The sequence below is a fragment of the Vibrio chagasii genome, from assembly GCF_024347355.1.
In the GTDB taxonomy this organism is placed as follows: Bacteria; Pseudomonadota; Gammaproteobacteria; order Enterobacterales; family Vibrionaceae; genus Vibrio; species Vibrio chagasii.
The window spans coordinates 2,402,820-2,426,205 of the sequence record NZ_AP025465.1; the positions used below are offsets into that span (position 1 = coordinate 2,402,820).

At 44.8% G+C, this 23,386-nt stretch carries 24 protein-coding genes; 12 read left to right on the forward strand and 12 right to left on the reverse strand.

The genetic code is table 11. The features are described from left to right. Positions 1–42 precede the first annotated feature (42 nt). Complete coding sequence (gene ansA / locus OCV52_RS10915; protein WP_061033747.1) at positions 43–1,059, forward strand: asparaginase; 1,017 nt, start codon at positions 43–45, stop codon at positions 1,057–1,059. Between the two features lie 144 nt (positions 1,060–1,203). Here ansA and OCV52_RS10920 read toward each other — a convergent pair whose 3' ends face one another. Continuing rightward, a complete protein-coding gene (locus OCV52_RS10920) occupies positions 1,204–1,485 on the reverse strand; it encodes a YeaC family protein (RefSeq protein WP_010437067.1) in 282 nt (93 codons plus the stop codon). A gap of 113 nt (positions 1,486–1,598) precedes the next feature. On the opposite strand from OCV52_RS10920, the gene OCV52_RS10925 reads away from it, so the two are divergent. Next, entirely contained in the window at positions 1,599–2,408 is an 810-nt protein-coding gene (locus OCV52_RS10925; RefSeq protein ID WP_061033746.1) for a DUF2989 domain-containing protein, read from the forward strand. Between the two features lie 159 nt (positions 2,409–2,567). On the opposite strand, the gene msrB is transcribed toward OCV52_RS10925, so the two are convergent. Beyond that, positions 2,568–2,966 carry a peptide-methionine (R)-S-oxide reductase MsrB gene (gene msrB / locus OCV52_RS10930; RefSeq protein ID WP_137407843.1) on the reverse strand — a complete coding sequence of 133 codons (399 nt, stop codon included), beginning with the start codon at positions 2,964–2,966 and terminating at the stop codon, positions 2,568–2,570. A gap of 358 nt (positions 2,967–3,324) precedes the next feature. On the opposite strand from msrB, the gene gap reads away from it, so the two are divergent. Then, positions 3,325–4,320, forward strand: coding sequence for a type I glyceraldehyde-3-phosphate dehydrogenase (gene gap / locus OCV52_RS10935; protein ID WP_061033745.1), 996 nt, complete (start codon positions 3,325–3,327; stop codon positions 4,318–4,320). A gap of 236 nt (positions 4,321–4,556) precedes the next feature. Further along, positions 4,557–5,441 carry a D-hexose-6-phosphate mutarotase gene (locus OCV52_RS10940; protein ID WP_137407842.1) on the forward strand — a complete coding sequence of 295 codons (885 nt, stop codon included), beginning with the start codon at positions 4,557–4,559 and terminating at the stop codon, positions 5,439–5,441. Positions 5,442–5,531: 90 nt separating this feature from the next. Here OCV52_RS10940 and OCV52_RS10945 read toward each other — a convergent pair whose 3' ends face one another. Then, positions 5,532–6,500 (reverse strand): nucleoside hydrolase, encoded by a 969-nt coding sequence (locus OCV52_RS10945; protein WP_137407841.1) that lies wholly within the window; start codon positions 6,498–6,500, stop codon positions 5,532–5,534. Between the two features lie 205 nt (positions 6,501–6,705). Here OCV52_RS10945 and rlmA point away from each other — a divergent pair, with 205 nt between their 5' ends. The 5 genes from rlmA to OCV52_RS10970 all read left to right on the forward strand — a co-directional run bounded on the left by rlmA (position 6,706) and on the right by OCV52_RS10970 (position 12,879). After that, positions 6,706–7,521, forward strand: coding sequence for a 23S rRNA (guanine(745)-N(1))-methyltransferase (gene rlmA, locus OCV52_RS10950; protein WP_137407840.1), 816 nt, complete (start codon positions 6,706–6,708; stop codon positions 7,519–7,521). Between the two features lie 75 nt (positions 7,522–7,596). Further along, on the forward strand, positions 7,597–8,550 hold the full coding sequence (locus OCV52_RS10955) for a ChaN family lipoprotein (protein WP_137407839.1): 954 nt from the start codon (positions 7,597–7,599) through the stop codon (positions 8,548–8,550). 184 nt (positions 8,551–8,734) lie between these two features. Next, positions 8,735–9,088, forward strand: coding sequence for a hypothetical protein (locus OCV52_RS10960; protein WP_008220370.1), 354 nt, complete (start codon positions 8,735–8,737; stop codon positions 9,086–9,088). Positions 9,089–9,221: 133 nt separating this feature from the next. Next, positions 9,222–11,108 (forward strand): BCCT family transporter, encoded by a 1,887-nt coding sequence (locus OCV52_RS10965; protein ID WP_102424972.1) that lies wholly within the window; start codon positions 9,222–9,224, stop codon positions 11,106–11,108. Positions 11,109–11,301: 193 nt separating this feature from the next. Then, positions 11,302–12,879, forward strand: a complete 1,578-nt coding sequence (locus OCV52_RS10970; protein ID WP_137407838.1) for an alkaline phosphatase — start codon at positions 11,302–11,304, stop codon at positions 12,877–12,879. 152 nt (positions 12,880–13,031) lie between these two features. On the opposite strand, the gene OCV52_RS10975 is transcribed toward OCV52_RS10970, so the two are convergent. Then, on the reverse strand, positions 13,032–13,469 hold the full coding sequence (locus tag OCV52_RS10975) for a YcgN family cysteine cluster protein (RefSeq protein ID WP_061033738.1): 438 nt from the start codon (positions 13,467–13,469) through the stop codon (positions 13,032–13,034). A 159-nt stretch (positions 13,470–13,628) separates the two neighbouring features. Between OCV52_RS10975 and OCV52_RS10980 the strand changes: the two genes are divergently transcribed. Together OCV52_RS10980 and aqpZ are read left to right on the forward strand one after the other, a co-directional pair. Beyond that, positions 13,629–13,877: a YkgJ family cysteine cluster protein gene (locus OCV52_RS10980; protein WP_004740651.1), complete on the forward strand. Its 249-nt coding sequence runs from the start codon at positions 13,629–13,631 to the stop codon at positions 13,875–13,877. A 141-nt stretch (positions 13,878–14,018) separates the two neighbouring features. Further along, positions 14,019–14,669, forward strand: a complete 651-nt coding sequence (aqpZ, locus tag OCV52_RS10985; RefSeq protein WP_240700680.1) for an aquaporin Z — start codon at positions 14,019–14,021, stop codon at positions 14,667–14,669. 80 nt (positions 14,670–14,749) lie between these two features. On the opposite strand, the gene recR is transcribed toward aqpZ, so the two are convergent. The 7 genes from recR to OCV52_RS11020 form a co-directional block, all read right to left on the reverse strand. Beyond that, positions 14,750–15,349 carry a recombination mediator RecR gene (recR, locus tag OCV52_RS10990; RefSeq protein ID WP_004740649.1) on the reverse strand — a complete coding sequence of 200 codons (600 nt, stop codon included), beginning with the start codon at positions 15,347–15,349 and terminating at the stop codon, positions 14,750–14,752. Positions 15,350–15,421: 72 nt separating this feature from the next. Further along, positions 15,422–15,751 carry a YbaB/EbfC family nucleoid-associated protein gene (locus OCV52_RS10995; protein WP_004740648.1) on the reverse strand — a complete coding sequence of 110 codons (330 nt, stop codon included), beginning with the start codon at positions 15,749–15,751 and terminating at the stop codon, positions 15,422–15,424. A gap of 152 nt (positions 15,752–15,903) precedes the next feature. Next, complete coding sequence (gene dnaX, locus OCV52_RS11000; RefSeq protein WP_137407837.1) at positions 15,904–18,120, reverse strand: DNA polymerase III subunit gamma/tau; 2,217 nt, start codon at positions 18,118–18,120, stop codon at positions 15,904–15,906. 18 nt (positions 18,121–18,138) lie between these two features. Continuing rightward, complete coding sequence (gene apt, locus OCV52_RS11005) at positions 18,139–18,684, reverse strand: adenine phosphoribosyltransferase (RefSeq protein ID WP_137407836.1); 546 nt, start codon at positions 18,682–18,684, stop codon at positions 18,139–18,141. Positions 18,685–18,845: 161 nt separating this feature from the next. Further along, on the reverse strand, positions 18,846–19,217 hold the full coding sequence (locus tag OCV52_RS11010; protein ID WP_137407835.1) for a YbaN family protein: 372 nt from the start codon (positions 19,215–19,217) through the stop codon (positions 18,846–18,848). 74 nt (positions 19,218–19,291) lie between these two features. Beyond that, positions 19,292–19,429: a hypothetical protein gene (locus tag OCV52_RS11015; RefSeq protein ID WP_004740644.1), complete on the reverse strand. Its 138-nt coding sequence runs from the start codon at positions 19,427–19,429 to the stop codon at positions 19,292–19,294. A gap of 149 nt (positions 19,430–19,578) precedes the next feature. Then, the gene (locus OCV52_RS11020) at positions 19,579–20,682 is read right to left on the reverse strand and encodes a response regulator (protein WP_137407834.1); all 1,104 of its coding nucleotides are present in this window, start codon (positions 20,680–20,682) and stop codon (positions 19,579–19,581) included. Between the two features lie 228 nt (positions 20,683–20,910). Here OCV52_RS11020 and OCV52_RS11025 point away from each other — a divergent pair, with 228 nt between their 5' ends. Next, the gene (locus OCV52_RS11025; protein ID WP_004740642.1) at positions 20,911–21,786 is read left to right on the forward strand and encodes a LysR family transcriptional regulator; all 876 of its coding nucleotides are present in this window, start codon (positions 20,911–20,913) and stop codon (positions 21,784–21,786) included. 75 nt (positions 21,787–21,861) lie between these two features. Here the strand turns inward: OCV52_RS11025 and purF are convergent, their stop codons facing one another. Further along, a complete protein-coding gene (gene purF / locus OCV52_RS11030; protein WP_137407833.1) occupies positions 21,862–23,376 on the reverse strand; it encodes an amidophosphoribosyltransferase in 1,515 nt (504 codons plus the stop codon). Between the last annotated feature and the right edge of the window lie 10 nt (positions 23,377–23,386).

The following is a 23,386-nucleotide window of genomic DNA, read 5'->3' on the forward strand; positions in this document are numbered from 1 at the left end:
TCGCCCACCTGTTCCCTACATCACACTAAAGTAATAATCGCCATGGAAAGAAAACACATCTATATCGCGTACACCGGCGGCACAATCGGCATGCAAAAATCGCATGATCACGGCTATGTCCCTGTTGCTGGATTCATGGATAAACAGCTTGCTAGTATGCCTGAATTCCATCGCCCAGAGATGCCTGAGTACACCATCCACGAATACTCGCCATTGATGGACTCTTCAGACATGACGCCACTTGATTGGCAGACTATCGCTGATGACATCCGCGCGAACTACGACAAATACGATGGTTTCGTTATCCTGCACGGTACTGACACTATGGCGTACACCGCTTCTGCGTTGTCTTTCATGCTAGAAAACCTTGGCAAACCTGTGATTGTAACCGGCTCTCAGATCCCACTTGCTGAGCTACGTTCTGACGGCCAAGCAAACCTATTGAATGCACTACACATCGCAGCGAACTACCCAATCAATGAAGTGACACTGTTCTTCAACAACAAATTGATGCGTGGTAACCGCAGCACTAAATCACATGCTGATGGCTTCAATGCGTTTACCTCTCCAAACCTTAACCCGCTGTTGGAAGCTGGTATCAATATCCAGCTAAGCAACAACGTTGTAGTCAACGAGCAACCTGAAGGTGAGTTCAAGGTTCATAACATTACACCGCAACCAATCGGCGTAATCACTATGTACCCAGGCATCTCACACGAAGTGATCCGTAACACGTTACTACAACCTGTTAACGCGATGATCCTGCTTACTTTTGGTGTTGGTAATGCACCACAAAACCCAGAGCTACTTCAGCACCTAAAAGACGCATCAGAGCGCGGTGTTATCGTGGTAAATCTAACCCAATGTTTAGCCGGTAAAGTAAACATGGGTGGTTACGCGACGGGTTGTGCACTTGCTGAAGCAGGTGTGGTCAGTGGTTATGATATGACACCAGAAGCGGCATTAGCGAAACTTCATTACCTATTAAGCCAAAACCTAAGCTACGAAGAAGTGAAAACTCAGATGCAGCAAGTACTGCGTGGTGAGATGAGCTTGTAAGCTCGTTAGGATTCATCTTGAGCGGCTGCTCTTCTATGATGTGAGCAGCATGTTAACGTGAGCCAAATCGTTTTATTGTTTATAAATAAACGACTTAACGTAAAAGGGGTGGCACTACGCCACCCCTTTGTTGTAATTTAAAGCCTAATGATTTGGGTTAACTCTCACAATATCTTCTTGATCTGACTTAAACTGTTTCTTGAGTTCAGATTTAGACTTAAAGCTAATTTCGCCACCAGCGGCAATTGTCATGTGTTGAGCTTCAGAGTTATGTTTAGATTGGTATAACATAACCGCCTGCATACACGAATCGCGCTGCTCTTTAGAAAGCGCTGTTCCTTCTGGCCATTTACCCGTTTCAACTGCGTAGGTTAAACGTTCGTAGACCTCGGGTGTCATTGCGCTAAGAAGTTGTTCTGCATCCATGGTAAAGCCTTAGTGTTAACAATTTTCACCAGAAAATAACTCTTAACAGAATTGAGTCAAGAACCTGACCGATAATAAGTGCATTTGATCACAAGTGAAGGAATATGAAAATTATGAAATGGTTGGCAATTAGCCTATTACCTTTCACTCTGGTTGGGTGTCTTGAGGGCAACAAAAATACCGATCAGTTGTGCCAGAGCAATCCTGGGTTGCGCTGTGAACAGCTGAACATGAACGACGGACAGTGCCGCGTGGCGCGTACCGACCTTATCTGGCATCGCTTTGAAGTTCAAAAACAACCAACCGAAATCAATAAGATCAAAGAGTTCGAATTGGTCACAGCCTATAAAAAATGTCTTGAGCTTGCCGCGCAGATAGAAACGATCGATCAATCTAAACTTCAAGAACGTCGCTTTACTTCTTTAATGCACAGCATCGAAGAGTCTGAACGCATTGTTAGTGAACTGTCTCAATCAGACACGCCAGAAACGCTCTACTTCTTGTGGTCACAAAACGGGGATACCAACGCAAGACGCAGCTTCTTACAACTAGAAGGAACAGAAGCGTTGAATACGGCAGAGATGCAGTATGCCCTAGCGACTTTCTACACCACTCGAGACCATGTAAAGACGTTAAAACTACTTAATAACGCATTGACCTTATCGAGTAATTCGAACGTCAACACTGAAATTTTTAAGTCGATGGCCAGTATTAATCACAGCCTAGGCAATATGGAAGAAGCATACGTATGGGCAATGGTCGCTAAAGACTTTAATGTGCCTATCGCATCGGAGTCTGAGCTCGCTGTTCTCTATCACTTTGAAAAGCCAAAATATAAGCAGTTGAATAAAGACGCAGACAAAATTGTTGAAGCCATTGAAGACGGCGTTTACAGCCCTGCTGTTGTAAAAAGCTACGAGTAATCTTAGGCGACCAAATAGCCTCTTCAACAAATTTAAAAAAAACAGCTACCATCATGGTAGCTGTTTTTATTTGTACTAGAGTTAACGCTGAAATCTTGGGCTGTTCATTACAATTTCATCGACAAATGCGATCTGTAAGGATTAAACAATAGTGACAGGTTATTTCGTACTTTCGTCATTTTTGTTGAAAATTAACGACACAGAATTAACACAAAAACGTTCGCCAGTTGTCTTCGGACCATCAGGAAAAACGTGACCTAGGTGGCTATCGCAGGCACTACAACGAATCTCTACACGCTTCATTCCGTGACTTAGATCTTCTATATAGCGTATTGCTGTATCGTTTACAGGAGCATCGAAGCTCGGCCACCCGCACCCAGAATCATATTTGTTATCCGACAGGAATAATGGGGCTTGGCAGCATGTGCAGCTATACACACCCGTCTTATGGTTGTGTAACAATTTTCCGCTAAAAGGGGCTTCAGTACCACGCAAACGACACACTTCAAACTCATCGTCTGTTAGGCGCTCACGCCAGTATTCATCAGGCTTTATCATCTTTTCTTCCTTTTGAATCACGTTAATATCTCTCCACATTCTCATTTATTATATTTACTTTTTCCTATAAAGGCTTGCATATGAGTCGTTTTGTAGCACATACTTTCTCACAAGAAAACATTGTACATATACACTCATAAGTGAATCGTCATTTAGAGGTATTTTACCCAACTGGAAGGGTGCAGAACCACTAGCAATGGTCAATTTTCAACCACTTACACTCAATTGTTAAGAAAAGCGTCGCTTTTTTTTGACATTAAACAAGTTAAGTCGGATTATCTATTGCAGATTTAGACTGGATTCTGTAATTTTACTACCAGTTATCTTTAATCAGAAATTAAGTTGTGGAGCAACTACAATGACTATCAAAGTAGGTATTAATGGTTTTGGCCGTATCGGTCGTTTTGTATTCCGTGCAGCGCAAGAGCGCAATGACATCGAAGTTGTTGGTATCAACGATCTTATCGACGTTGAATACATGGCATACATGCTGAAGTACGACTCAACTCACGGCCGTTTCAACGGTACTGTTGAAGTTGAAGGCGGTAACCTAATCGTTAACGGTAAAACTGTACGTGTTACAGCTGAGCGTAACCCAGAAGATCTTAAGTGGGATGCAATCGACGTAGACGTTGTTGCTGAAGCAACTGGTCTTTTCCTAACTGACGAGACTGCACGTAAGCACATCACTGCTGGTGCTAAGAAAGTTGTTCTTACTGGTCCTTCTAAAGACGCAACTCCAATGTTCGTTATGGGCGTTAACCAAGCAACTTACGCTGGTCAAGACATCGTTTCTAACGCTTCTTGTACTACTAACTGTCTTGCACCTATCGCTAAAGTTCTTAACGACAAGTGGGGCATCGAGTCTGGTCTAATGACTACAGTTCACGCTACTACAGCAACTCAAAAAACTGTAGATGGTCCTTCTGCTAAAGACTGGCGCGGTGGCCGTGGTGCTTCTCAAAACATCATCCCATCTTCAACTGGTGCTGCTAAAGCTGTAGGCGTTGTTCTTCCAGAACTAAACGGCCTTCTAACTGGTATGGCTTTCCGTGTACCAACAGCTAACGTTTCTGTAGTTGACCTAACAGTTAACCTAAAAGAAGCTGCTTCTTACGAAGAAATCTGTGCTGCAATGAAAGAAGCTTCTGAAGGCGAAATGGCTGGCGTTCTAGGTTACACTGAAGACCAAGTTGTTTCTCAAGACTTCATCGGCGAAGTTAACACTTCAGTATTCGATGCTAAAGCTGGTGTTGCTCTAACTGACAAATTCGTTAAAGTTGTATCTTGGTACGACAACGAAATCGGTTACTCAAACAAAGTTCTTGACCTAATCGCTCACATCTCTAAGTAATTTTTTTTAGAAATAGCTTTAGATAAGCATTAGCAAAGACTGTTTTGAGCAGACTTTGAAAAAGGCGACCTTAGTGTCGCCTTTTTAATACCTGCTATCTTTTAACTTCGTCTATTTGAATCCACCAAGATAGCCCAAACGTAAAATTCAATTCCAATACTGGTTTGCTTGCACCTCTCATCACAAGCTTGAATCGAGTCAGCATTTGAATTCAATTTCCTTAGAAGGATCATGTAATGGATTTATCAACTCTACCTGCACTGGCTGTACTTTCTGACAACGTGACTATTGTTGAACACCAAGGTATAAAACTAGTTCGCGTTATTCACGAGAAGGCAGATGCGGCGATTTCACTGTTTGGCGGTCATGTTGTGTCGTTCCAACCACAAGGTCAAGAAGACCTAATTTGGATGAGTCAACAAGCTAAGTTTGATGGCAAAACAGCATTGCGTGGTGGTATTCCAGTATGTTGGCCTTGGTTTGGTCGCATTGCGGCACCTGCGCATGGATTTGCACGCTCAAGTGAATGGCAATTAGTTGAGCACCGTGAAAGTGAAGCGGGTGTGATTGTAAGCTTAGGTCTGAAGCCTAGTGAAGAGACGCTGGCAGTATGGCCTCATCAGTTCGATGCTCGCCTAAATGTTGAGATTGGTGATGAGCTAAAAGTAACATTAGATGTGAAGAACACAGATTCTCAACCATGGACTTTCTCTGGTGCGCTGCACACTTACCTAAACGTTGCAGACATCCATAACACAACCACCACAGGTATGGGTGCTGAGTACATCGACAGCTTACAAGGTGGCAAGATCTGCCAAGGCGGTGCTGAGCTTGTGCTAACCGACACCATTGACCGAGTGTACACTCAGCCAGAAGCGCAAATCTTAGTTGCGGACAAAAAACTTGAGCGTACTTTAACAGTTGAAAACCAAGGCCATAACTCTGCGGTCTTGTGGAACCCTTGGGCAGAAGGTGCTGCTGGTATGGGCGACATGCAAGATGATGGCTACCTCACCATGCTATGTGTTGAATCAACATTGCACGCGCCAAGTTTAGAGTCAGGTAAAACACTTCAGCCTGGCGAGAACCACCAGCTGATTACAACGATTTCTGTTCAGTAACCTGTTCAGTAAACTGTTCACTACGCAAGATATATTAAAGGCCGGTTCACTCCGGCCTTTTTATTACTCTCAATCGGCTAACGCTCAAGCTTAACTCTGAGAATATCGAACTAACGTCTCTCTGTAGAGTGACAACAACGCTTCATCGTCTACTTTAACGCCGACCTTCTGCGCTGGGAATGAACTCCACTCATCATTCATGTATTTGCGTTGGTCGCTTTTCTGGATGGTCATACCTTCAGCAGGGCCGTCTGTTACAACTCTAATAGCACCACTTCGGCACTCAAATAAAGAAGGTTGGATAACATAAGCAATAGCTGATGGATCGTGAACGTGACAGCCTTCCATTCCCACCTTTTCTGAGTAGAACTTCAAATAGTAACGGCTTACATCCCAGATGAACTGCCCTACCTCTCCAGCATCATCTCTTAAATCATCCAAATATTGAGCAGTAAAGAAGCTCTCCACTGTTACATCAAGCCCGATAACCGTCACAGGCCATGATGCCGTGAAGACCTTGTCTGCAGCATGAGGATCATCGTGTATGTTCGCTTCAGCAAACGGCGTCACATTACCTCTGTGGTCATTTTCACCAAAGGCTCCGCCCATAATGACCAATTCCTTAACCAATTCGACAATGTCAGGGGCAGCTTCCAACGCCAGAGCAAGGTTAGTGAGAGGCCCAACAGCCACGAGGGTAATCTCTCCAGGCTCAGCACGAACACTATCAATAATGAACTGATAAGCGGGCTTTTCAATCGCTGAGACATCTAGTGAACTTGGCGCTTTCACATCACCAAAACCCGCTTCACCATGTACGACCACGGTAGCGCCAACTGGCTCTCTGACTAATGGCTTATCAGTGCCCTTTGCCACTAGCGCATTCATACCAAACTTCTGCTTTAGATAAAGCGCATTCTGAGTGCCGTTGTCTATCGTCGCATTGCCATAGACCGTCGTAATCCCCATCAGCTCAATCTCTGGATGAGCTTCAGCAAATAAAATGGCCATTGCGTCATCAATGCCTGGGTCCGTATCGAGGATAATTTTCTTTTTCATATCAGTTTCTTATTCACGCTATTGAAGAGTGAACCATACCCAGAAAAACGGCAGACAAACGTGACCGAAATCGAAGCAATGATTTTTAATGTTGTCAGGCCTAATACTCCGTAACTCCAGAGCCACTATTGACGGCTTTTTTGTTTAGCCTGACGGAGTCCTTTTTGATAGAATTTGCCGCCCTACTCTATGCTCTGAGATCGTCATGCACTACCAATGCCCTCTGTGTCACCAACCTTTATCTCAAAACGATCGTACGTTTAAGTGTGAAAAGAACCATCAGTTCGATTTAGCAAAAGAAGGCTACGTCAACTTAATGCCTGCACATCATAAACGTTCAAAAGATCCAGGTGACAACAAAGAGATGATGCAAGCACGTCGTCGCTTCCTTGAAGGCAACCATTACGATCCTATGCGCCAAGCGGTAGTCGGCTTATGCTCTAGCTACCTGCCAGACACAGATCCTAGCCTGTTGGATATTGGCTGTGGCGAGGGATATTACACCAATGAAATCGCGTTGAATCTCCAGGATAAGAACGGTGCTATTTTTGGCCTAGACATTTCTAAGATTGCTATCAAATACGCCGCTAAACGCTACCCAGCAGTCGACTTCTCTGTTGCCTCTAGCCATCGCCTACCCTTTGCTGAAAACAGCTTAGACGGCATTCTACGCATTTATGCACCATGTAAGGCAGAAGAGCTCCAACGCACAATTAAAGACAATGGTGTCGTGATTACAGTAACACCAGCAAGCCGACACCTATATCAGTTGCGTGACGCCATTTATGATGGTGTGCGTTTACACGATGAAGATCCTGAATTGATCGAAGGTTTTACTCTTGAGCACCAAGAGCATCTAAACTATATGATGGAACTATCGGGGTCAGATGCATTCGACCTGCTACAGATGACGCCGTTTGCTTGGAAAGCGACTGAAGAGTTTAAACAACAACTCACCAACGCAGAGCAATTCAACTGTGAAGCTGACTTTATGCTAAGAGTGTACCGCAAAAAGATTTAATTGATATTGATTATCGTTTGCATTGAAATCTCATCTTGCCTCCTTTAGTATGCGCGTTCTTCAAGGAGGCATTTCATGCAACGTATTATTCTTATCGGATTAGCCACTCTTCTCACAGCTTGTGCTAATCAACCTTCAGAAAACACTTCTCAAAAAGTGGTTCAACCGGAAACCGTTTCCACCTACTACGATTATCAGTTTGCCTCACCAAAAGGTGAAGCACTCTCTCTTAACGCTTTACCTCAAGAACTGCTAGACGCTGACGTTATTCTTATTGGCGAATGGCACACTCATTCCGCCATCCACCGCTTTCAAACTGACTTCTTAAAAGCGCGCCAAAACACAGGTTTAAACATTGCCCTGTCAATGGAACAGTTCACTCGAGAACACCAAGACACACTTAACCGATACCTAAACGATGAGATTGGTGAACAAGTGCTTATCTCTCAGGCTGCCGCTTGGCCAAATTACGAAAGTGATTACCGCGCATTAGTAGAGTTCGCAAAAGCGAATGACTTAGATGTTATCGCAGCGAATGCACCAAAGCCCTTTGTTCAGTGTATTGGCCGTAAAGGGTTACCGTATCTAGAACAGCTTTCTTCGGAACAGAGAGATTGGGTAGCGACTGAAGTTAATATTGGCGATAGCCCTTACAAAGACAAGTTCATGGCATCGATGCACCACGGTACGCCTGAACAAACTGAAAAGCAGTTTGCCGCTCAAGTGACTTGGGATGAAACCATGGCGGAATCGATTGTCGATTACCTAGCAACGAACCCTGACAAACAAGTGATTCATGTCGCAGGTAAATTCCATACGGAAGGTGGTTTAGGCACAGCCGCTTCTATCTCGCGTCGCAATCCTGACCTGAAAGTCGCCATCATCACGCCTGTTGATGCATTGTCTTCAGATTCAAGTGATTACCAACTACAGGTATTGTCTCCACCCATACGTTTTGTTCAGAAAGAAAACCGCATGAAGGCATATAAACACCTATCTAAACGCAGCTCAGATCTACAATGTGATTGAGCTCGCTTAACCTTCTACAACAAACATATGTATCGGCATAGGAATTGCTTAAATACCAAGCAGTTTTGATTAAGCAGAAGAAAATGTAATGTGCGAATAAAAAAACATCACTATCGATGATTAATTGCACAAGTTTTTCACACCTCTGCCGATACTATGTTTAAGGATAGGTAAGGAGAGCTATATGACGCCAGTAGGAACGAGTAATACTCAGCTATATTCGCCTTCGCAGATGAACGCTAAAAGTTCAGCTAACGAAGCTGAAAAGCCTGCGCCGCTTAAGGTTGAGCAAAATACGGTTAAACTTTCTGAAGAGGGCAAAGCGCTCTTATCTGCCCTTAAAGAAATCGATAAAGAAGCTAAGAAGGTTGAAGCAGAAAACGCGACAGTTACCGATAAAGTTGAATCATTTGCTCACGGTGCTCTAGGTATGGATCACCCAGATAAGATCGAAGAAGAAGATGACGGTTCTTATTCAGCGGGGCAATACCTATCCGCAGCGGCAACCGTAGGCGGTATTCTTCTTGCTCTAATATAGCCTTACCTGCGTAGTCCTTTGATCGTATTTTATTCAAAATAAAAGCGATTTGTCGTCACGACAATAGACCCGATTAGGTCAGAAAAACGAGTTCATTCCATAATTCCGCTCTCATTTAAATGGAATAATACTCGTGAAAAACACTTTTGAGCTTATCGATAAGCCAACCTTCTTTGGTGCGATTGCACTCCTCCTCACGATAGTTTTCCCGCTCATTCTGTTCCCTGCTCAAGGCGCAGACTGGATTGCGGTTGCGAAAACATTCATGACTGATCAACTTGGTTTTCTATATCTAGCGCTAGGTCTCGCAGCCTGTGCATTTATGGTGTACGTGGTGTTCAGTGATATGGGACAAATTAAACTAGGCGAAGCTGATGAAGAGCCTGAGTTTAAAACTGCTTCATGGGCTGCCATGCTATTTTGTGGGGGTATCGGTGCAAGTATCTTGTACTGGGGCTGTATTGAGTGGGCTTACTACTACCAATCACCTCCTTTCCAACTAGAGCCTGGCAGTGAAGAAGCAGTACGCTGGGCAGCGACCTACGGTCTGTTCCACTGGGGACCAATCGCATGGTCTATCTACCTAATTCCGGCAATTCCTATCGCTTACTTCTTCTACGTACGTAAACAACCTGTTCTAAAGATCTCAAGTGCACTAATGCCTGTTCTTGGTGAGCACCGTAGTAAAGGCGTACCAGGAAAGATCGTTGATATCCTATTCATTTTCGGCCTATTAGGTGGCGCAGCAACAACCTTAGGTTTAGCAGCACCTCTAATCACCGAAGGCTTGAATCACCTGTTTGGCCTACCGAAAAACAACCTGACACAAGTGACGGTTCTTTTGGTCTGTACTGCTATTTTTGCTTACTCGTCTTACGCAGGTTTGGAAAAAGGCATTAAGATCCTGAGTAACATCAACTTCTGGGGTGCAATGGGTCTATTGGCTTTCGTACTGATTGCTGGTCCAACGATCTTCATGCTGGAAACCGGCTTAGACTCGATTGGCCGTCTGCTGTCTAACTTCTTCGTGATGGCGACATGGGCTGAACCATTTGGTGGCTACGGCACATTCGAAAATACGCACTTCCCACAAGACTGGACGATTTTTTACTGGGCATGGTGGCTAGTATTTGCACCAAGTATGGGTCTATTTGTAGCGCGTATCTCTCGCGGTCGAACCATCAAACAAATGGTGTCAGGTTCTATCTTCTTTGGTTCACTAGGTTGCTTCCTATTCTTCATGATCTTGGGTAACTACGGTCTGTCTCTACAACTGTCTGGCGAGCTAGATGTTGTAGCTGTACTAAACAATGAAGGCGCAACTAAGGCTATCTTCTCGATGCTGGCACAGTTACCGATGAGCACAATCGTTATCGCGGTATTTACACTACTGTGTATCATTTTCACTGCGACTACCTTTGACTCTATCTCATACATCCTTGCCTCTGTTGTTCAGAACAACGTGACAGAAGAACCAATGCGTTGGAACCGTATGTTCTGGGCATTCACACTGTCGTTCTTACCAACGATTCTGATGTTCCTGGGTGGCTTGAGTACGTTACAAACTGCAGCGATTGTTGGTGGCCTACCGCTACTGGCTATCTCTGTGATGTTGATGATTTCAGCAGTGCGCGCAACTAGCCTCGATTTACGTCACCAAGATGCGTACATCGAACCAACGATTAACATCGAAGAACTGCCAGACATGGATCCATGGTCAGCTGAAGGTATGGCACTGGCGCAGTTTGAGAAAGAAAGAGACGCTGCGCAAGAAGCTGCAGAGCTTGAGCGTGTTGCTTATACAGAACTAGCAGCAGTGAAAAAAGAAATTCGCGCTTATGTGCTAGAACAAGGTTCACAAATGGAAACTCACGAGTTACCAGAGAACCTTCAGCAAGCACTTGAGCAGGCCGAGAGTAATCTTAGTGCCGCACAAGCGAAAAAGGTCGAGTTATCTGAGCAGGCTCAGAATGCTCGAATCGCGTTCAACCAAGTGGTTGCAGATCTACCGCTTGCTTGACTTTAGCCATGACGCTGCCCACGAGTTTGGGCCCTCCTAAATAAGCCAAAGGCTCACAGAAAAGTGAGCCTTTTTTTATTTCTATTCCAAGATTTGAGTTATTGCTCAATTTTATATTTATGAAATAAATATGAAACAAAGTTGACATATTTGAGTGTTTTAATCACCCCGCTTATATAAAAAGGGATAAACAATGAAGCACTTTATGAAACCTGTTATTGCCGCAGTGGCAACGTCAACACTCTCATTCAATGTACTTTCAGCAGAAATCAAAAATGTCATTCTAATGATTGGCGATGGTATGGGACCTCAACAAGTTGGCTTATTAGAGACTTATGCAAACCAAGCACCTAACTCAATCTATAAAGGTCAAAAGACCGCCCTTTATCAGCTTGCTCAAGAAGGCGTGATTGGTTCATCTCTTACCCACCCAGAAGATGCGATTGTGGTCGACTCTGCTTGTTCCGCAACCATGCTTGCTACAGGTATCTACACAGGTTCAGAAGTTATTGGTATTGACTCCCAAGGCAATCATGTAGAAACCGTACTAGAGAAAGCGAAAAAAGCGGGTAAAGCAACCGGGCTGGTTTCCGATACGCGCTTAACTCACGCAACACCTGCCGCATTCGCCGCGCATCAGCCACACCGCTCTCTAGAAAACCATATTGCTAGCGATATGCTGGAAACAGGTGTCGATGTGATGCTTTCTGGCGGGCTACGTCACTGGATCCCTAAGTCAACCAATGATAAAGGCGAAACCTACAAACAACTTGAGCAACTGACCCAAGGTGACGTTTATCTCAAGTCAAAACGTAAAGATAACCGCAACCTTCTTGCTGAAGCCCAGAAAGACGGCTATCAATTAGCGTTTAACCGAGATATGCTCGACAACGCTGACGGCGACAAATTACTTGGTCTATTCGCGTACTCTGGCATGGACGATGGCATCGCATATAGCAATAAAAAGCTGAGTGGCGAACGCACACAACCGAGCTTAAAAGAGATGACGCAAAAAGCGCTTAACGTCTTATCAAAAGATGAAGATGGCTTTTTCCTAATGGTTGAAGGCGGTCAGATAGATTGGGCTGGGCACAGTAATGATGCGGGTACTATGCTGCACGAACTGCTCAAGTTTGATGAAGCAATTCAAACGGTATACGAATGGGCAAAAGATCGTGAAGACACAATCGTAATCGTCACAGCAGACCATGAAACTGGCTCTTTCGGCTTTAGCTATTCATCAAGTGAGCTACCAAAGCCACAGAAGCGCCCAGGAGAAGCCTTTACCGATCGTGATTATGCGCCAAACTTTAACTTCGGTGCCTTCGATATTCTTGATGGTTTATACAATCAGAAACAAAGCTACTACGGCATGATCAGTGAATACCAAAAACTCGACAAAGCTGAGCAAACGCCTGAGAAATTCGCTGAGATCGTGAATAAAAATAGTGAATTTCAAATCACCGCAGAACAAGCGAAAAAGGTACTAGCAAGTAAGCCAAACCCATATCGACTGGCGCAACACAAGTACCTTTCTGAAGAAAATGTACCAGCCATCAACGATTTCGATGCCTTCTTCCCATATAACGACCGTGGCAACCTACTTGCTCGAGAGCAAGCAACAGGTCAAAACATCGTTTGGGGTACAGGCACACACACACACACACCTGTGAACGTGTTTGCTTGGGGGCCTGCAGAAAAAATATTACCAGTATCAAAAATTATGCATCACTCTGAGCTTGGTGAATACATCAAACAGCAAGTAAATTAGCCTGAGATTTTTTGCTAGCTTAACTTAACGCCCTGCGGGGCGTTTTTTGTTTTAAGAGTTAAAGCGTTTAAGAATTTAAGCTAAGTAAGTTTCAAATTTAGGTGACACCAAATAGCAAAACAGCCGCTGTTGAGCGACTGTTTTTTTTATCATTAACGATTTGGGTGATTAAGGATGTGGTCTTCCCAATCCACAACATCAATTTCGTACACAACTTTGTTGCGAACGCTTTCACCCGCAGCATGCATTTCAGATTTAGAACCTGTGATTAATGGGTGCCACTCTGGAAGCGGCTTCGACTCTGATAGCAGTCGATAAGCACAAGTATCAGGTAGCCAATGGAACTCATCGATCTTGTCACGAGTTAGCTTCAGACATTCTTCACCTGAAGTGAAACGGTTTGGATAGTCCTTACAAGAACACGTTTTGTCGTTCAGCCAACTACACGCCACATTGGTGTAGTAAACCTCATCGCTATCTTCATCCATAAGCTTATGCAGGCAACACTTACCACAACCATCGCACAGAGATTCCCACTCTTGCTCGGACATCTGCTCTAGTGTTTTTTCTTGCCAAAATGGATTCGTCATAGGATTACTTCTTACTCTTTTACTGGGGTGCGTGTTATACCGCTAGCCCATAAAAAGTTCAAGGATAATAATTGTTCATTCTTTGATCCAATCAATAGCTGTCACTGCCATTATTTTTTGCTACTATCGCGCACCCTGTTATTTAGTGAGTTTAATTTGATGGAATGTCGCCTAGGTTGTGGAGCATGCTGTATCGCTCCGAGTATTACATCTGCTATTCCTGGAATGCCAAATGGTAAGCCTGCGGGCGTACGCTGCATTCAATTAAACGAACAGAATCTTTGTAAGCTGTTTGGTCAAGACTCACGTCCTAAAGTGTGCCATCAATTCAAAGCTTGCCCTGTTATTTGCGGCAAAACCGATCAAGAAGCACTCGATAACTTAATCGAACTTGAGGCGATCACTTAACCATACCTCTGCCCTTTTCTGACATCTATATGCCCAAGATTTCACAATTTTGCGAAATCTAAACTATCTTGTTGATACAGGTACAGATTAATAAGGATCGTTATGAATAGGTATATCGCAGAAATGTTTGGTACGTTTTAGTTGGTGTTAGGTGGTTGTGGTAGTGCCGTCTTAGCCGCCGCTTTTCCCGATGTAGGTATTGGACTGCTTGGGGTCTCTCTTGCCTTTGGTTTAACCGTACTCACCATGGCTTTCGCTATTGGGCATATATCCGGTTGTCACCTCAACCCAGCTGTTACTATCGGCCTTTGGACAGGTGGTCGTTTTGATGCCAAAGATGTTGTCCCTTACATCATTGCTCAAGTACTCGGCGGCATTATTGCTGGCGGCGTATTATTTGTGATTGCCTCCGGCCAAGCAGGCTTTGATGCCGTTTCATCAGGCTTCGCGTCTAATGGCTTTGGCGAACACTCTCCCGGTGGTTACTCACTAACCGCAGCACTGGTCTGTGAGGTGGTGATGACCATGGTATTCCTATTCGTGATCATGGGAGCGACCGACTCTAAAGCACCCGCGGGATTTGCACCTATAGCGATTGGTCTCTGTTTAACCCTAATACACCTTATCAGTATTCCTGTAACCAATACCTCTGTAAACCCAGCTCGAAGCACGGGTGTAGCGTTGTTTGTTGGTGATTGGGCTGTATCGCAATTATGGCTATTCTGGGTTGCTCCGATTATCGGCGCTGTGATTGGTGCGGTGATATACAAAGCCGTTCGTGGCTCGGATTAAGCTCGGAGAAGGGTTGAAGAAAAAAGCTTTTGAGCAACAAAAGAAAAAGCCGCTTAGTGATGATTCACCAAGCGGCTTTTTTAGATCTTATGACGACCGAGCAATGAGTGTGAAAGCGTGGTGCCATCCACCAGCTCTAGCTCACCACCGACGGGAACACCATGAGCGATTCGGCTAGCGTTCACTTCATGGGCATTACACAGCTCAGCAATGTAATGCGCTGTCGCTTCCCCTTCAACAGTCGGGTTAGTCGCTAGGATTACTTCAGAGATATCACCACGACGTAGGCGGTAGTCCAAAACATCGAGGCCGATGTCACTTGGACCAATACCATCAAGTGGTGAAAGGTGCCCCATAAGCACAAAGTAACGACCAGAGTATTGGCCAGTTGCTTCGATAGCTGCAATATCAGCTGGGCTTTCTACTACACAGATTTGACCATTTTCCTGACGTTTAGGGTTGGTACAAATGTGGCAGGTATCTTCTTCAGTAAAAGTACGGCACTCATTGCAGTGACCGATTTCAGTCATTGCTTGGCTAAGAGCATCAGCCAACTGAAGGCCGCCTTTTCTATCGCGCTGTAACAAATGAAAGGCCATACGCTGCGCCGACTTGGGGCCAACCCCAGGTAGACAACGTAAGGCCTCCATCAAATGCTCCAGCATATGACTGGTACGCATATTTAACCGTTCTAATTTTCAAATAACGGCCCGCTCAAGTAAGGCAAGAACGAACCCTTAGAAATAAGTCGCTTAGAAAGGCATCTTCATGCCTGGTGGAAGTTGCATTCCGCCAGTGATGCTAGCCATTTTTTCTTTTTGAGTTTCTTCAACACGACGAGCCGCATCGTTGAAAGCAGCAGCGATAAGATCTTCAAGCATCTCTTTATCGTCTTCCATTAGGCTTTCATCGATATCAACACGGCGAACGCTGTGGCTACCAGTGATTGTTACTTTTACAAGGCCAGCACCAGATTCACCTGTTACTTCCATATTTGCGATTTCTTCTTGAAGCTTTTGCATGCGCTCTTGCATTTGCTGGGCTTGCTTCATCATGTTGCCCATACCGCCTTTACCAAACATGTTAATACTCTCTGGTCTAATTGGTTTATTAAAATTTATTAAGCTATAAGCGCTTAAATGGGGGTTAAAGCAGTGTGATTCAACCCCTCAGTGTTCAGTTCTTCGATCGGTGCATCTAAGATGATACGCCCATCACTAAATCAAAATTAACGTTAGATAGGACGAACACTATCTCTGTCGAGTTCTGCAGCGAAGCGTCTTTCGATAAACTGTACGTTGGCATCGTTTTCCAAACTGGTAAACGCGTCTTTCAACTTACCTTGGTACAGCCTTTCTCGTAATTCTAGTGGTGTTTCACCATCATCGCCGATTTCGACGCTCAAGTGACACTCTTCTCCGAGTACCGTATTGAGAGACTGTAATAGTTCGCTCTGCGCTCGGTCCGTATTCAAGTGAGCTTGGCTCGATCTCAAGGTTAGCGTTATCGATGTATCATTCTTAGTAAATACAGAGTTCAACGCTAACTGTTCAACAAGCTTAGCTGTCTCTAGCTTTTGAATCGTGGCAGACCATTCATCTTGAGCAATCGACTCGTTAAGCAGCTTTTCTACCATTTCTGGCGTTTTGACGTGCTCTAGCGCTCGCTTGATCTGAGTAGGTGTAAGCTCTTTGCTCGCCTCTTTTACAACAGGTTTAGACGGTTTCCAGCGATAAGGTTCATTATCATTGGTAACATTTTCTGTCGGAGAGGTTGGTAAAGAAGCTGGCGACACCCGCTCAGAACTACCGTGTTGCTGAGCAACTCGGTCAAGAACTGAAGTTTTAGCTGGTGCCGCTTTAGCCTTTTTTGGCGTTGAACCTTTACTGTCCTGTGCTGCGTTACCTCTACGCTGGGAGCGTAATTGGTGGCGCAAACCACTGACAGGTGATGCAGGACGTACAGGCTGCCCTTCAGGCGCAGACGGTGCAACGTTTTGTGGCTGAGCCTGAGCTTGATCCTGATAGCTCGCTTGCTGCTGAGGCTGTGCTTGTTGAGTCATAGGACTCATCGACTGCTCTGAACCGTAGCTTGGACGTTCGTCATAAGCTGGCGGCGCGTCATACTGGCTTTGCGGGTAATCCTGTTCTGGATAACCTTGATGACCAGAATGCTCAGGGTAGCCTTGTGAATTCGGATACTGAGCCGGACTTTGCTGCGGAGCTTGTTGTGCAGGTTGCAGCTGCATCTGCGGCTGTCTCGGAGCGGCCGTTGGCGCTGGTTGACTAACCGACTGAGCTTGACTCTGAACCGGCGCAGCAACAGGGCTCGTCGACTGAGTAGAGATCGCCGTTGCGACATTTTGCTCTGCAGGCCTAAATGCCAACATGCGTAAAACCACCATCTCAATACCAACACGTGCGGTTGGCGATAACGGTAAGTCTTCACGACCTTTTAGCACTATCTGGTAATAAAGCTGAATATCTTGAGGGCTTAACGCTTTACTCAGCAGTTCAAGCTTCTCTGCGTCAGGCTGAGCTTTGTCTAAGGTAGACGGCAACGCTTGATACATGGCGAGACGATGAAGTTGAGCAGCAAGTTGATTCAGTAAACCATCCCACTCTACGCCATTCTCAGCAAGGTTTTGGATACAAGCCATCGCCTCTTGAGGCTGCTTACTGCTAATAGCCTCAAGTAGATGGATCGCTTGGTCAGTATCCAATGTGCCAAGCATGTGCGCAACCGTATCAGTCACGACATTGCCGTTGCCTAATGCGATAGATTGGTCTGTCAGGCTCAAAGCATCACGCATACTACCGTCGGCAGCATGAGCAATCATTCCAAGCGCACGAGACTCAGAGGTTACCTTCTCTTGTTCAAGAATATGGTCAAGCTGCTCGTGGATATTATCAACGCTGATCGGCTTAAGATGGAACTGCAGACAACGCGACAAGATAGTCACTGGCAGTTTTTGTGGATCGGTCGTTGCAAGCAAGAATTTCACATACTCAGGCGGCTCTTCTAACGTCTTTAGAAGCGCGTTGAAACTGTGCCTAGAAAGCATGTGTACTTCATCGATAAGGTAAACCTTAAAGCGACCACGCGCAGGTTTGTACTGAACATTGTCCAGAAGCTCGCGGGTATCTTCTACCTTGGTACGTGATGCCGCATCGATCTCTAGCAGGTCAACAAAGCGACCTTCATCGATCTCTTTACAAGTTGCACATTCACCACAAGGGGTTGAAGTAATGCCTGTTTCACAGTTAAGTCCCTTAGCAAACAAGCGGCCGATGGTCGTTTTACCGACACCGCGAGTTCCGCTAAATAGGTACGCATGGTGCAACCTATTTTGGCTAAGGGCATTCTCTAATGCTGTTAAAACATGGGCTTGACCAACCACTTCTTTGAATTTGGTTGGTCGCCATTTTCGCGCTAACGCAAGATAGCTCATGAATAATTCCGAAAAGGATTAGTGGCCGTCGAATTCGCAGATGCTAAACACTTCTAGACCTAAGCCTTCTAAGCGCTTGTCACCACCGATTTCTGGAAGATTAATTACAAATGCAGCGTGCCCTACCACACCACCAAGCTGACGAATCAACTTTGTTGTCGCTTCAATCGTACCGCCAGTTGCTAGTAGGTCATCAACCATCAGCACTTTATCGCCTTCAACGATAGCATCAGTATGAATTTCTAGTGTATCTGTGCCGTACTCAAGCTCATAAGATTGTGCCACAGTTTCACGAGGCAGTTTGCCCGGCTTACGCACAGGGATGAAGCCAACACCTAGCTCTAATGCTAAAGGCGCACCGAATAGGAAACCACGAGCTTCAGTACCAACGATCTTAGTAAAGCCCATGTCCTTGTATGTTTCCGCTAACAACTCGATAGTCGCTTTGTAAGCTGCTGGGTCTTCCATCAAGCTTGTTACGTCACGGAACAAAATACCCGCTTTAGGGTAATCAGGAATGCTTTTGATGCTTGCTTTGATCAGAGAGATTTTTTCTGTGTTCATAATCTTATGCACTTCATTAGGCCGCTTTCCAAACTCTGGTTAACGAATCAAACATCAACGCTTGAAATTAAGGAAAGGTACGATTGGTATTCATTGCAACGAGAGTCATAACTCTAATTGCTGAAATAATAAACGCCCGCTATACAAGCAGGCACACTGGCTTAATGGTAGTGATTTTCTTTGCTGTCAGCAACCAACTCATGGGTTGGAAGTCGCATAAACCATGTGAGAAGAATAACAAGTACACAAATTAGGAAAGCCTTGACCCAAATGAGTGGAGCAAAGTAGATAGATAACGCAAAACTCAACAAGATAAAGAATACGCCACGCGTTTTAACTTGCTTGGTGACAGCGCCGTGTTGGTACCAGTTTTCTAACAGAGGACCGAGCGTTTTATGCTCATGTATCCATTTGTGAACTTTTGGATTGCTTCGCATGAAACATGCACTAGCAAGAAGAAGGAATGGGGTGGTTGGCAGAACGGGTAATACAATCCCTAGAACTGCAAGAAAGATACAAAGGCCACCAGCAATATTCAGGCTTAAAACTCGAACGCTAACTGTGGCCTCCTTGAGTTAGCTATCACCATTTGGCGACGACAGCTTAACTAAAATGTTGCGTAGCCATTAAATACACGGATCAACGTTAGTGTTGCTGGTAGTAATGGAATCATTAAAAATGCGGCTAGAAAGCCTAAAAAGTAGAATACATTAAACGGGTCTTTAAAGTCTTGATTATCTGCCATGATTGCTTCTTGTTTTTGTTAGTAAAGGTAAGTCCAGTGGCGAACCAAACCCGCTTTGCTAAATAGACATTTAACAAAAAAGGCATAGTCACACCATTTGCGCAACTATACCTTAATCAATTATTCACAAAAACCGAGGAAATATAGGGTTAATCGGTTGTCCCTTGATGGATATCCAAGCTGAAACTTGCCGCTCCAAGCAGGCTCAACGACAACTGACAGCCCTGCTCTATTGGTAAATCTCTGGTGATAAAGTTCTTTTTACAGTTATCGCCTAAGCGTTCACCTGCTGCAATATGTTGATTCATTTCACCATTCGACCAACGCCCATCTAAACCCGCAGGCAAAATTGAGATAGTGCCTTCAGCGAGGTTAGCAACTCCAAACAGCGCGTTGACAGGTGTTGAACACGCCGAGCAGCGAATCCCTTTCTCCAAAATTTCAGCGATATCTTTGAGGTCAGCACTAAAATCTTTTCTATTTCTTAAGTAATCGTGGAACAAAGCTCTCACTAACAAGGTAGTCGCAGAGCCACCATTTTCAGAAGACGCTGAATCGACAAGGTAGAAAGCAAACTGCCCATTCATCGTCCATGCATAATCAAATACAAGCGGCATCATTTCCGTTGATTGCAACAAACGGTAGCTGCAACGCCATGAGCCTTGTCTTGTGTCTTTGTCTGGTAACAACGCGTGCAACAAATCTCTTGCTGCGCTTGGGTTGTCCTGCAAGTAATTCAGGTGCCAATGTAACTCTTGGTCTTCCGGGATCTCTCCTCCATCATCCACACAAAACCACTGGCTTGAGAAATCTCGTTGATCTGAAAGGTTGTCGAACGAATCTGTTAATGTGTTGGCAATCGCACTGCTTAGATGACCGTGGTCCTCTAATGGCTTAGCTAAAAAGTCTTTAATACCAAATCGTAGTGCTTTCGCTACATCAGACATGTCATCTGTCGCAGACACCACAATCATAGGCAGTGATGGGTACTCTAAACTGAGCTCTTCTACAAGCTCGATACCGTCCAGGATCGGCATTGATAAGTCACACACAATTAAATCTGGCGCTGCATCTCTGAGCTTCTGCAAAGCGTCCAGTCCGTTTTCAGCCTCAACCACTTTATAACCAACCTTTTCAAGGTAAGCGCCGGTTATACGGCGAAAAATAGGATCATCATCAACCAACATTACGCATTTCTGGTTCATCACTTCCTGTGCCGAGGTCATTACTGGCTGACTGTGAGTTTTGTACATAATTTCTAACCTCACAAAACTAAGTCAAATTATTATTGTTATCTGTTCTAAGAACTAATATAAAACTTAGTAATAAAATGCTAAATACACAAATGTTCACTCTTTACTGGTAATTCGTGACAAGGCTTGGAATACTTGTAAATAGTGCAACAAGTTGACATGACGCAAACATTGATCTCAATGTTACGTATAAATTAGATGAGATTGTAAACAAATGTGTCTGGATTTATGAAATTAGATGATTTAAACCTCTTTCGACTCGTCGTTGAAAATGGGAGCTACACCGCAACATCGCGCAAGACTATGATTCCGGTTGCGACCATCACACGACGGATCCAAGCTCTAGAAGACTCGCTAAACCTGAGACTTCTCAATAGACACGCGCGTAAACTCTCTTTAACAGAGGCTGGCGAACGTTTCTTTAATGAATGCTCTCCACTGCTGCAACGTCTCTCTTCGACTGCCGAAGAACTGACGGATGTTTGTAAAGGTGCTTCCGGTAAGATCCGCATTACAGCGCCTTCCAACCTGACTAAGCGCATGATGATGCCAATGTTCAGCGACTTCATGACTCAATACCCAGATATCAATATTGAGTTGATGATGAACAACCAAGCCGATCAACTCGACCCTACAGAGTGGGACGTGATTTTCAGAGTGGGTCCGCAACGTGATTCAAGCCTCATCGCTCGAAAAATCAGTGAAGTGAAAGATATTCTTATCGCGAGCCCTGAGTACTTAGCGAAGAACCCTGCACCGAGCCATGCTGAAGAACTGGCGAACCATTCATTGCTTAAAGGCTACCCACTGATTAAGTGGCAGCTAAGTAACTCGAATGATGAGACAGTAGTTAACAGTGAAAAAGGCCGCTTCAACGCAAACGCACTTAATGTGGTGAGACAAGCTTGTTCTGAAGGTCTAGGTATCACACTGATGCCAGACGTGATGATTCGCGAATACATTGAAGATGGTAGCCTAGTACAAGTACTGGAAGACTGGAGCGCTAACCCACGTGACATCTACATGCTTTATAACCACAAAGACCATCTACCTGAGAAAGTTAGATTGTTTATTGATTTTGTGATCGCTTACCACATTCACTAGGTTAATCCCCTACTTCAAAAACAAAAAAACCAGAGCCGATGCTCTGGTTTTTTATATTCTTGCCACTAACGAAAACTAAGCGCCTTCGTTGTGTAACTCTAGGTTCGCCAGATCTTGTTGGATCTCACGCTGAATCTTAGAATCGTCATTACGTAGAGAGTCTAGGAAATCTAGGTACGCTTGGTCGATATCACCCGTTACATACTCGCCATTAAACACAGAAGTATCGAAACGCGCGATGTCTTGGTTACCCATGCCTACCGCAGAAATCAAGTCTGGTAGCGTTTGGAAGATCAGAGCGTCTGCGCCAATCTGCTTACAGATCGTTTCATTGTCACGACCATGAGCAATTAGCTCTGTCGCGCTTGGCATATCGATACCGTAAACGTTAGGGAAGCGAACCTCAGGCGCCGCTGACACCATGAACACTTTGTTTGCGCCAGAGTCACGAGCCATCTCAATGATTTGCTCTGAAGTGGTACCGCGTACAATAGAGTCATCAACCAATAGAACGTTCTTACCTTTAAACTCAGAGCGAATTGCGTTGAGTTTGCGGCGAACTGACTTCTTACGCTGCTGCTGTCCAGGCATGATAAACGTACGACCAACGTAACGGTTTTTCACGAAACCTTGACGGTATGGCTTGTCGATAGCTTGAGCGATACGCAGTGCAATGTCGTTAGAGGTTTCTGGAATTGGGATAACCACGTCAATGTCTAAGTCTGAGTACTCTTCTTTAATACGCTTACCTAGTAATTCACCCATCTCAACACGTGCGCTGTACACTGAAATTTTATCGATGAATGAATCAGGGCGTGCAAAGTAAACAAACTCAAAGATACATGGGTTGAGCTGTGGGTTGTCTGCACATTGCTTAGTGAAAAGCTCGCCATCGAATGTTGCGTAGATAGCTTCACCAGGTGCCACATCGCGCATGAAATCGAAACCAACAGCATCCAGTGCTACCGATTCAGACGCCACCATGTACTCTGTTTTACCTTCGACTTCACGCTTACCTAAACACAGTGGACGAATACCGTGTGGGTCGCGGAATGCGATCATACCGTGGCCAATGATCATAGCTGTTACTGCGTAAGCGCCACGAATTGTGCGGTGCACGTTTGATACAGCGCGGAAAACATCATCAGAAGTCACGTTACCTTTAACCGTATCGATCTCGTGAGCCAACACGTTCAAAAGCACTTCTGAATCTGAAGTTGTATTCACATGACGGCGGTCTTTTTCGAACAACTTTTCACGAACTTCGTTCGCGTTCGTTAGGTTGCCGTTGTGAGCCAACGTGATGCCAAAAGGCGAGTTTACGTAGAAAGGCTGAGCTTCCGACGCGCTTGAGCTACCTGCAGTCGGGTAACGAACATGGCCAATACCAACGTTACCTTGGAGGCGTTGCATGTGTTTTGCTTCAAAAACATCTTTTACTAAACCGTTCGCCTTACGCAGACGGAAACGATTGCTTTCTATGGTACAAATACCAGCGGCATCTTGGCCACGATGCTGCAATACCGTTAAAGCGTCATAAATAGACTGGTTTACAGGTGTTGAACCCACGATTCCAACAATACCACACATGTCCTAATCC

What these genes read in the sequence shown, in the direction of transcription:
- ansA (WP_061033747.1), top strand. Translation starts at nt 43, where the DNA reads ATGGAAAGAAAACACATCTATATCGCGTACACCGGCGGCACAATCGGC.
- OCV52_RS10920 (WP_010437067.1), bottom strand. Translation starts at nt 1,485, where the DNA reads ATGGATGCAGAACAACTTCTTAGCGCAATGACACCCGAGGTCTACGAA.
- OCV52_RS10925 (WP_061033746.1), top strand. Translation starts at nt 1,599, where the DNA reads ATGAAATGGTTGGCAATTAGCCTATTACCTTTCACTCTGGTTGGGTGT.
- msrB (WP_137407843.1), bottom strand. Translation starts at nt 2,966, where the DNA reads ATGATAAAGCCTGATGAATACTGGCGTGAGCGCCTAACAGACGATGAG.
- gap (WP_061033745.1), top strand. Translation starts at nt 3,325, where the DNA reads ATGACTATCAAAGTAGGTATTAATGGTTTTGGCCGTATCGGTCGTTTT.
- OCV52_RS10940 (WP_137407842.1), top strand. Translation starts at nt 4,557, where the DNA reads ATGGATTTATCAACTCTACCTGCACTGGCTGTACTTTCTGACAACGTG.
- OCV52_RS10945 (WP_137407841.1), bottom strand. Translation starts at nt 6,500, where the DNA reads ATGAAAAAGAAAATTATCCTCGATACGGACCCAGGCATTGATGACGCA.
- rlmA (WP_137407840.1), top strand. Translation starts at nt 6,706, where the DNA reads ATGCACTACCAATGCCCTCTGTGTCACCAACCTTTATCTCAAAACGAT.
- OCV52_RS10955 (WP_137407839.1), top strand. Translation starts at nt 7,597, where the DNA reads ATGCAACGTATTATTCTTATCGGATTAGCCACTCTTCTCACAGCTTGT.
- OCV52_RS10960 (WP_008220370.1), top strand. Translation starts at nt 8,735, where the DNA reads ATGACGCCAGTAGGAACGAGTAATACTCAGCTATATTCGCCTTCGCAG.
- OCV52_RS10970 (WP_137407838.1), top strand. Translation starts at nt 11,302, where the DNA reads ATGAAGCACTTTATGAAACCTGTTATTGCCGCAGTGGCAACGTCAACA.
- OCV52_RS10975 (WP_061033738.1), bottom strand. Translation starts at nt 13,469, where the DNA reads ATGACGAATCCATTTTGGCAAGAAAAAACACTAGAGCAGATGTCCGAG.
- OCV52_RS10980 (WP_004740651.1), top strand. Translation starts at nt 13,629, where the DNA reads ATGGAATGTCGCCTAGGTTGTGGAGCATGCTGTATCGCTCCGAGTATT.
- recR (WP_004740649.1), bottom strand. Translation starts at nt 15,349, where the DNA reads ATGCGTACCAGTCATATGCTGGAGCATTTGATGGAGGCCTTACGTTGT.
- OCV52_RS10995 (WP_004740648.1), bottom strand. Translation starts at nt 15,751, where the DNA reads ATGTTTGGTAAAGGCGGTATGGGCAACATGATGAAGCAAGCCCAGCAA.
- dnaX (WP_137407837.1), bottom strand. Translation starts at nt 18,120, where the DNA reads ATGAGCTATCTTGCGTTAGCGCGAAAATGGCGACCAACCAAATTCAAA.
- apt (WP_137407836.1), bottom strand. Translation starts at nt 18,684, where the DNA reads ATGAACACAGAAAAAATCTCTCTGATCAAAGCAAGCATCAAAAGCATT.
- OCV52_RS11015 (WP_004740644.1), bottom strand. Translation starts at nt 19,429, where the DNA reads ATGGCAGATAATCAAGACTTTAAAGACCCGTTTAATGTATTCTACTTT.
- OCV52_RS11020 (WP_137407834.1), bottom strand. Translation starts at nt 20,682, where the DNA reads ATGTACAAAACTCACAGTCAGCCAGTAATGACCTCGGCACAGGAAGTG.
- OCV52_RS11025 (WP_004740642.1), top strand. Translation starts at nt 20,911, where the DNA reads ATGAAATTAGATGATTTAAACCTCTTTCGACTCGTCGTTGAAAATGGG.
- purF (WP_137407833.1), bottom strand. Translation starts at nt 23,376, where the DNA reads ATGTGTGGTATTGTTGGAATCGTGGGTTCAACACCTGTAAACCAGTCT.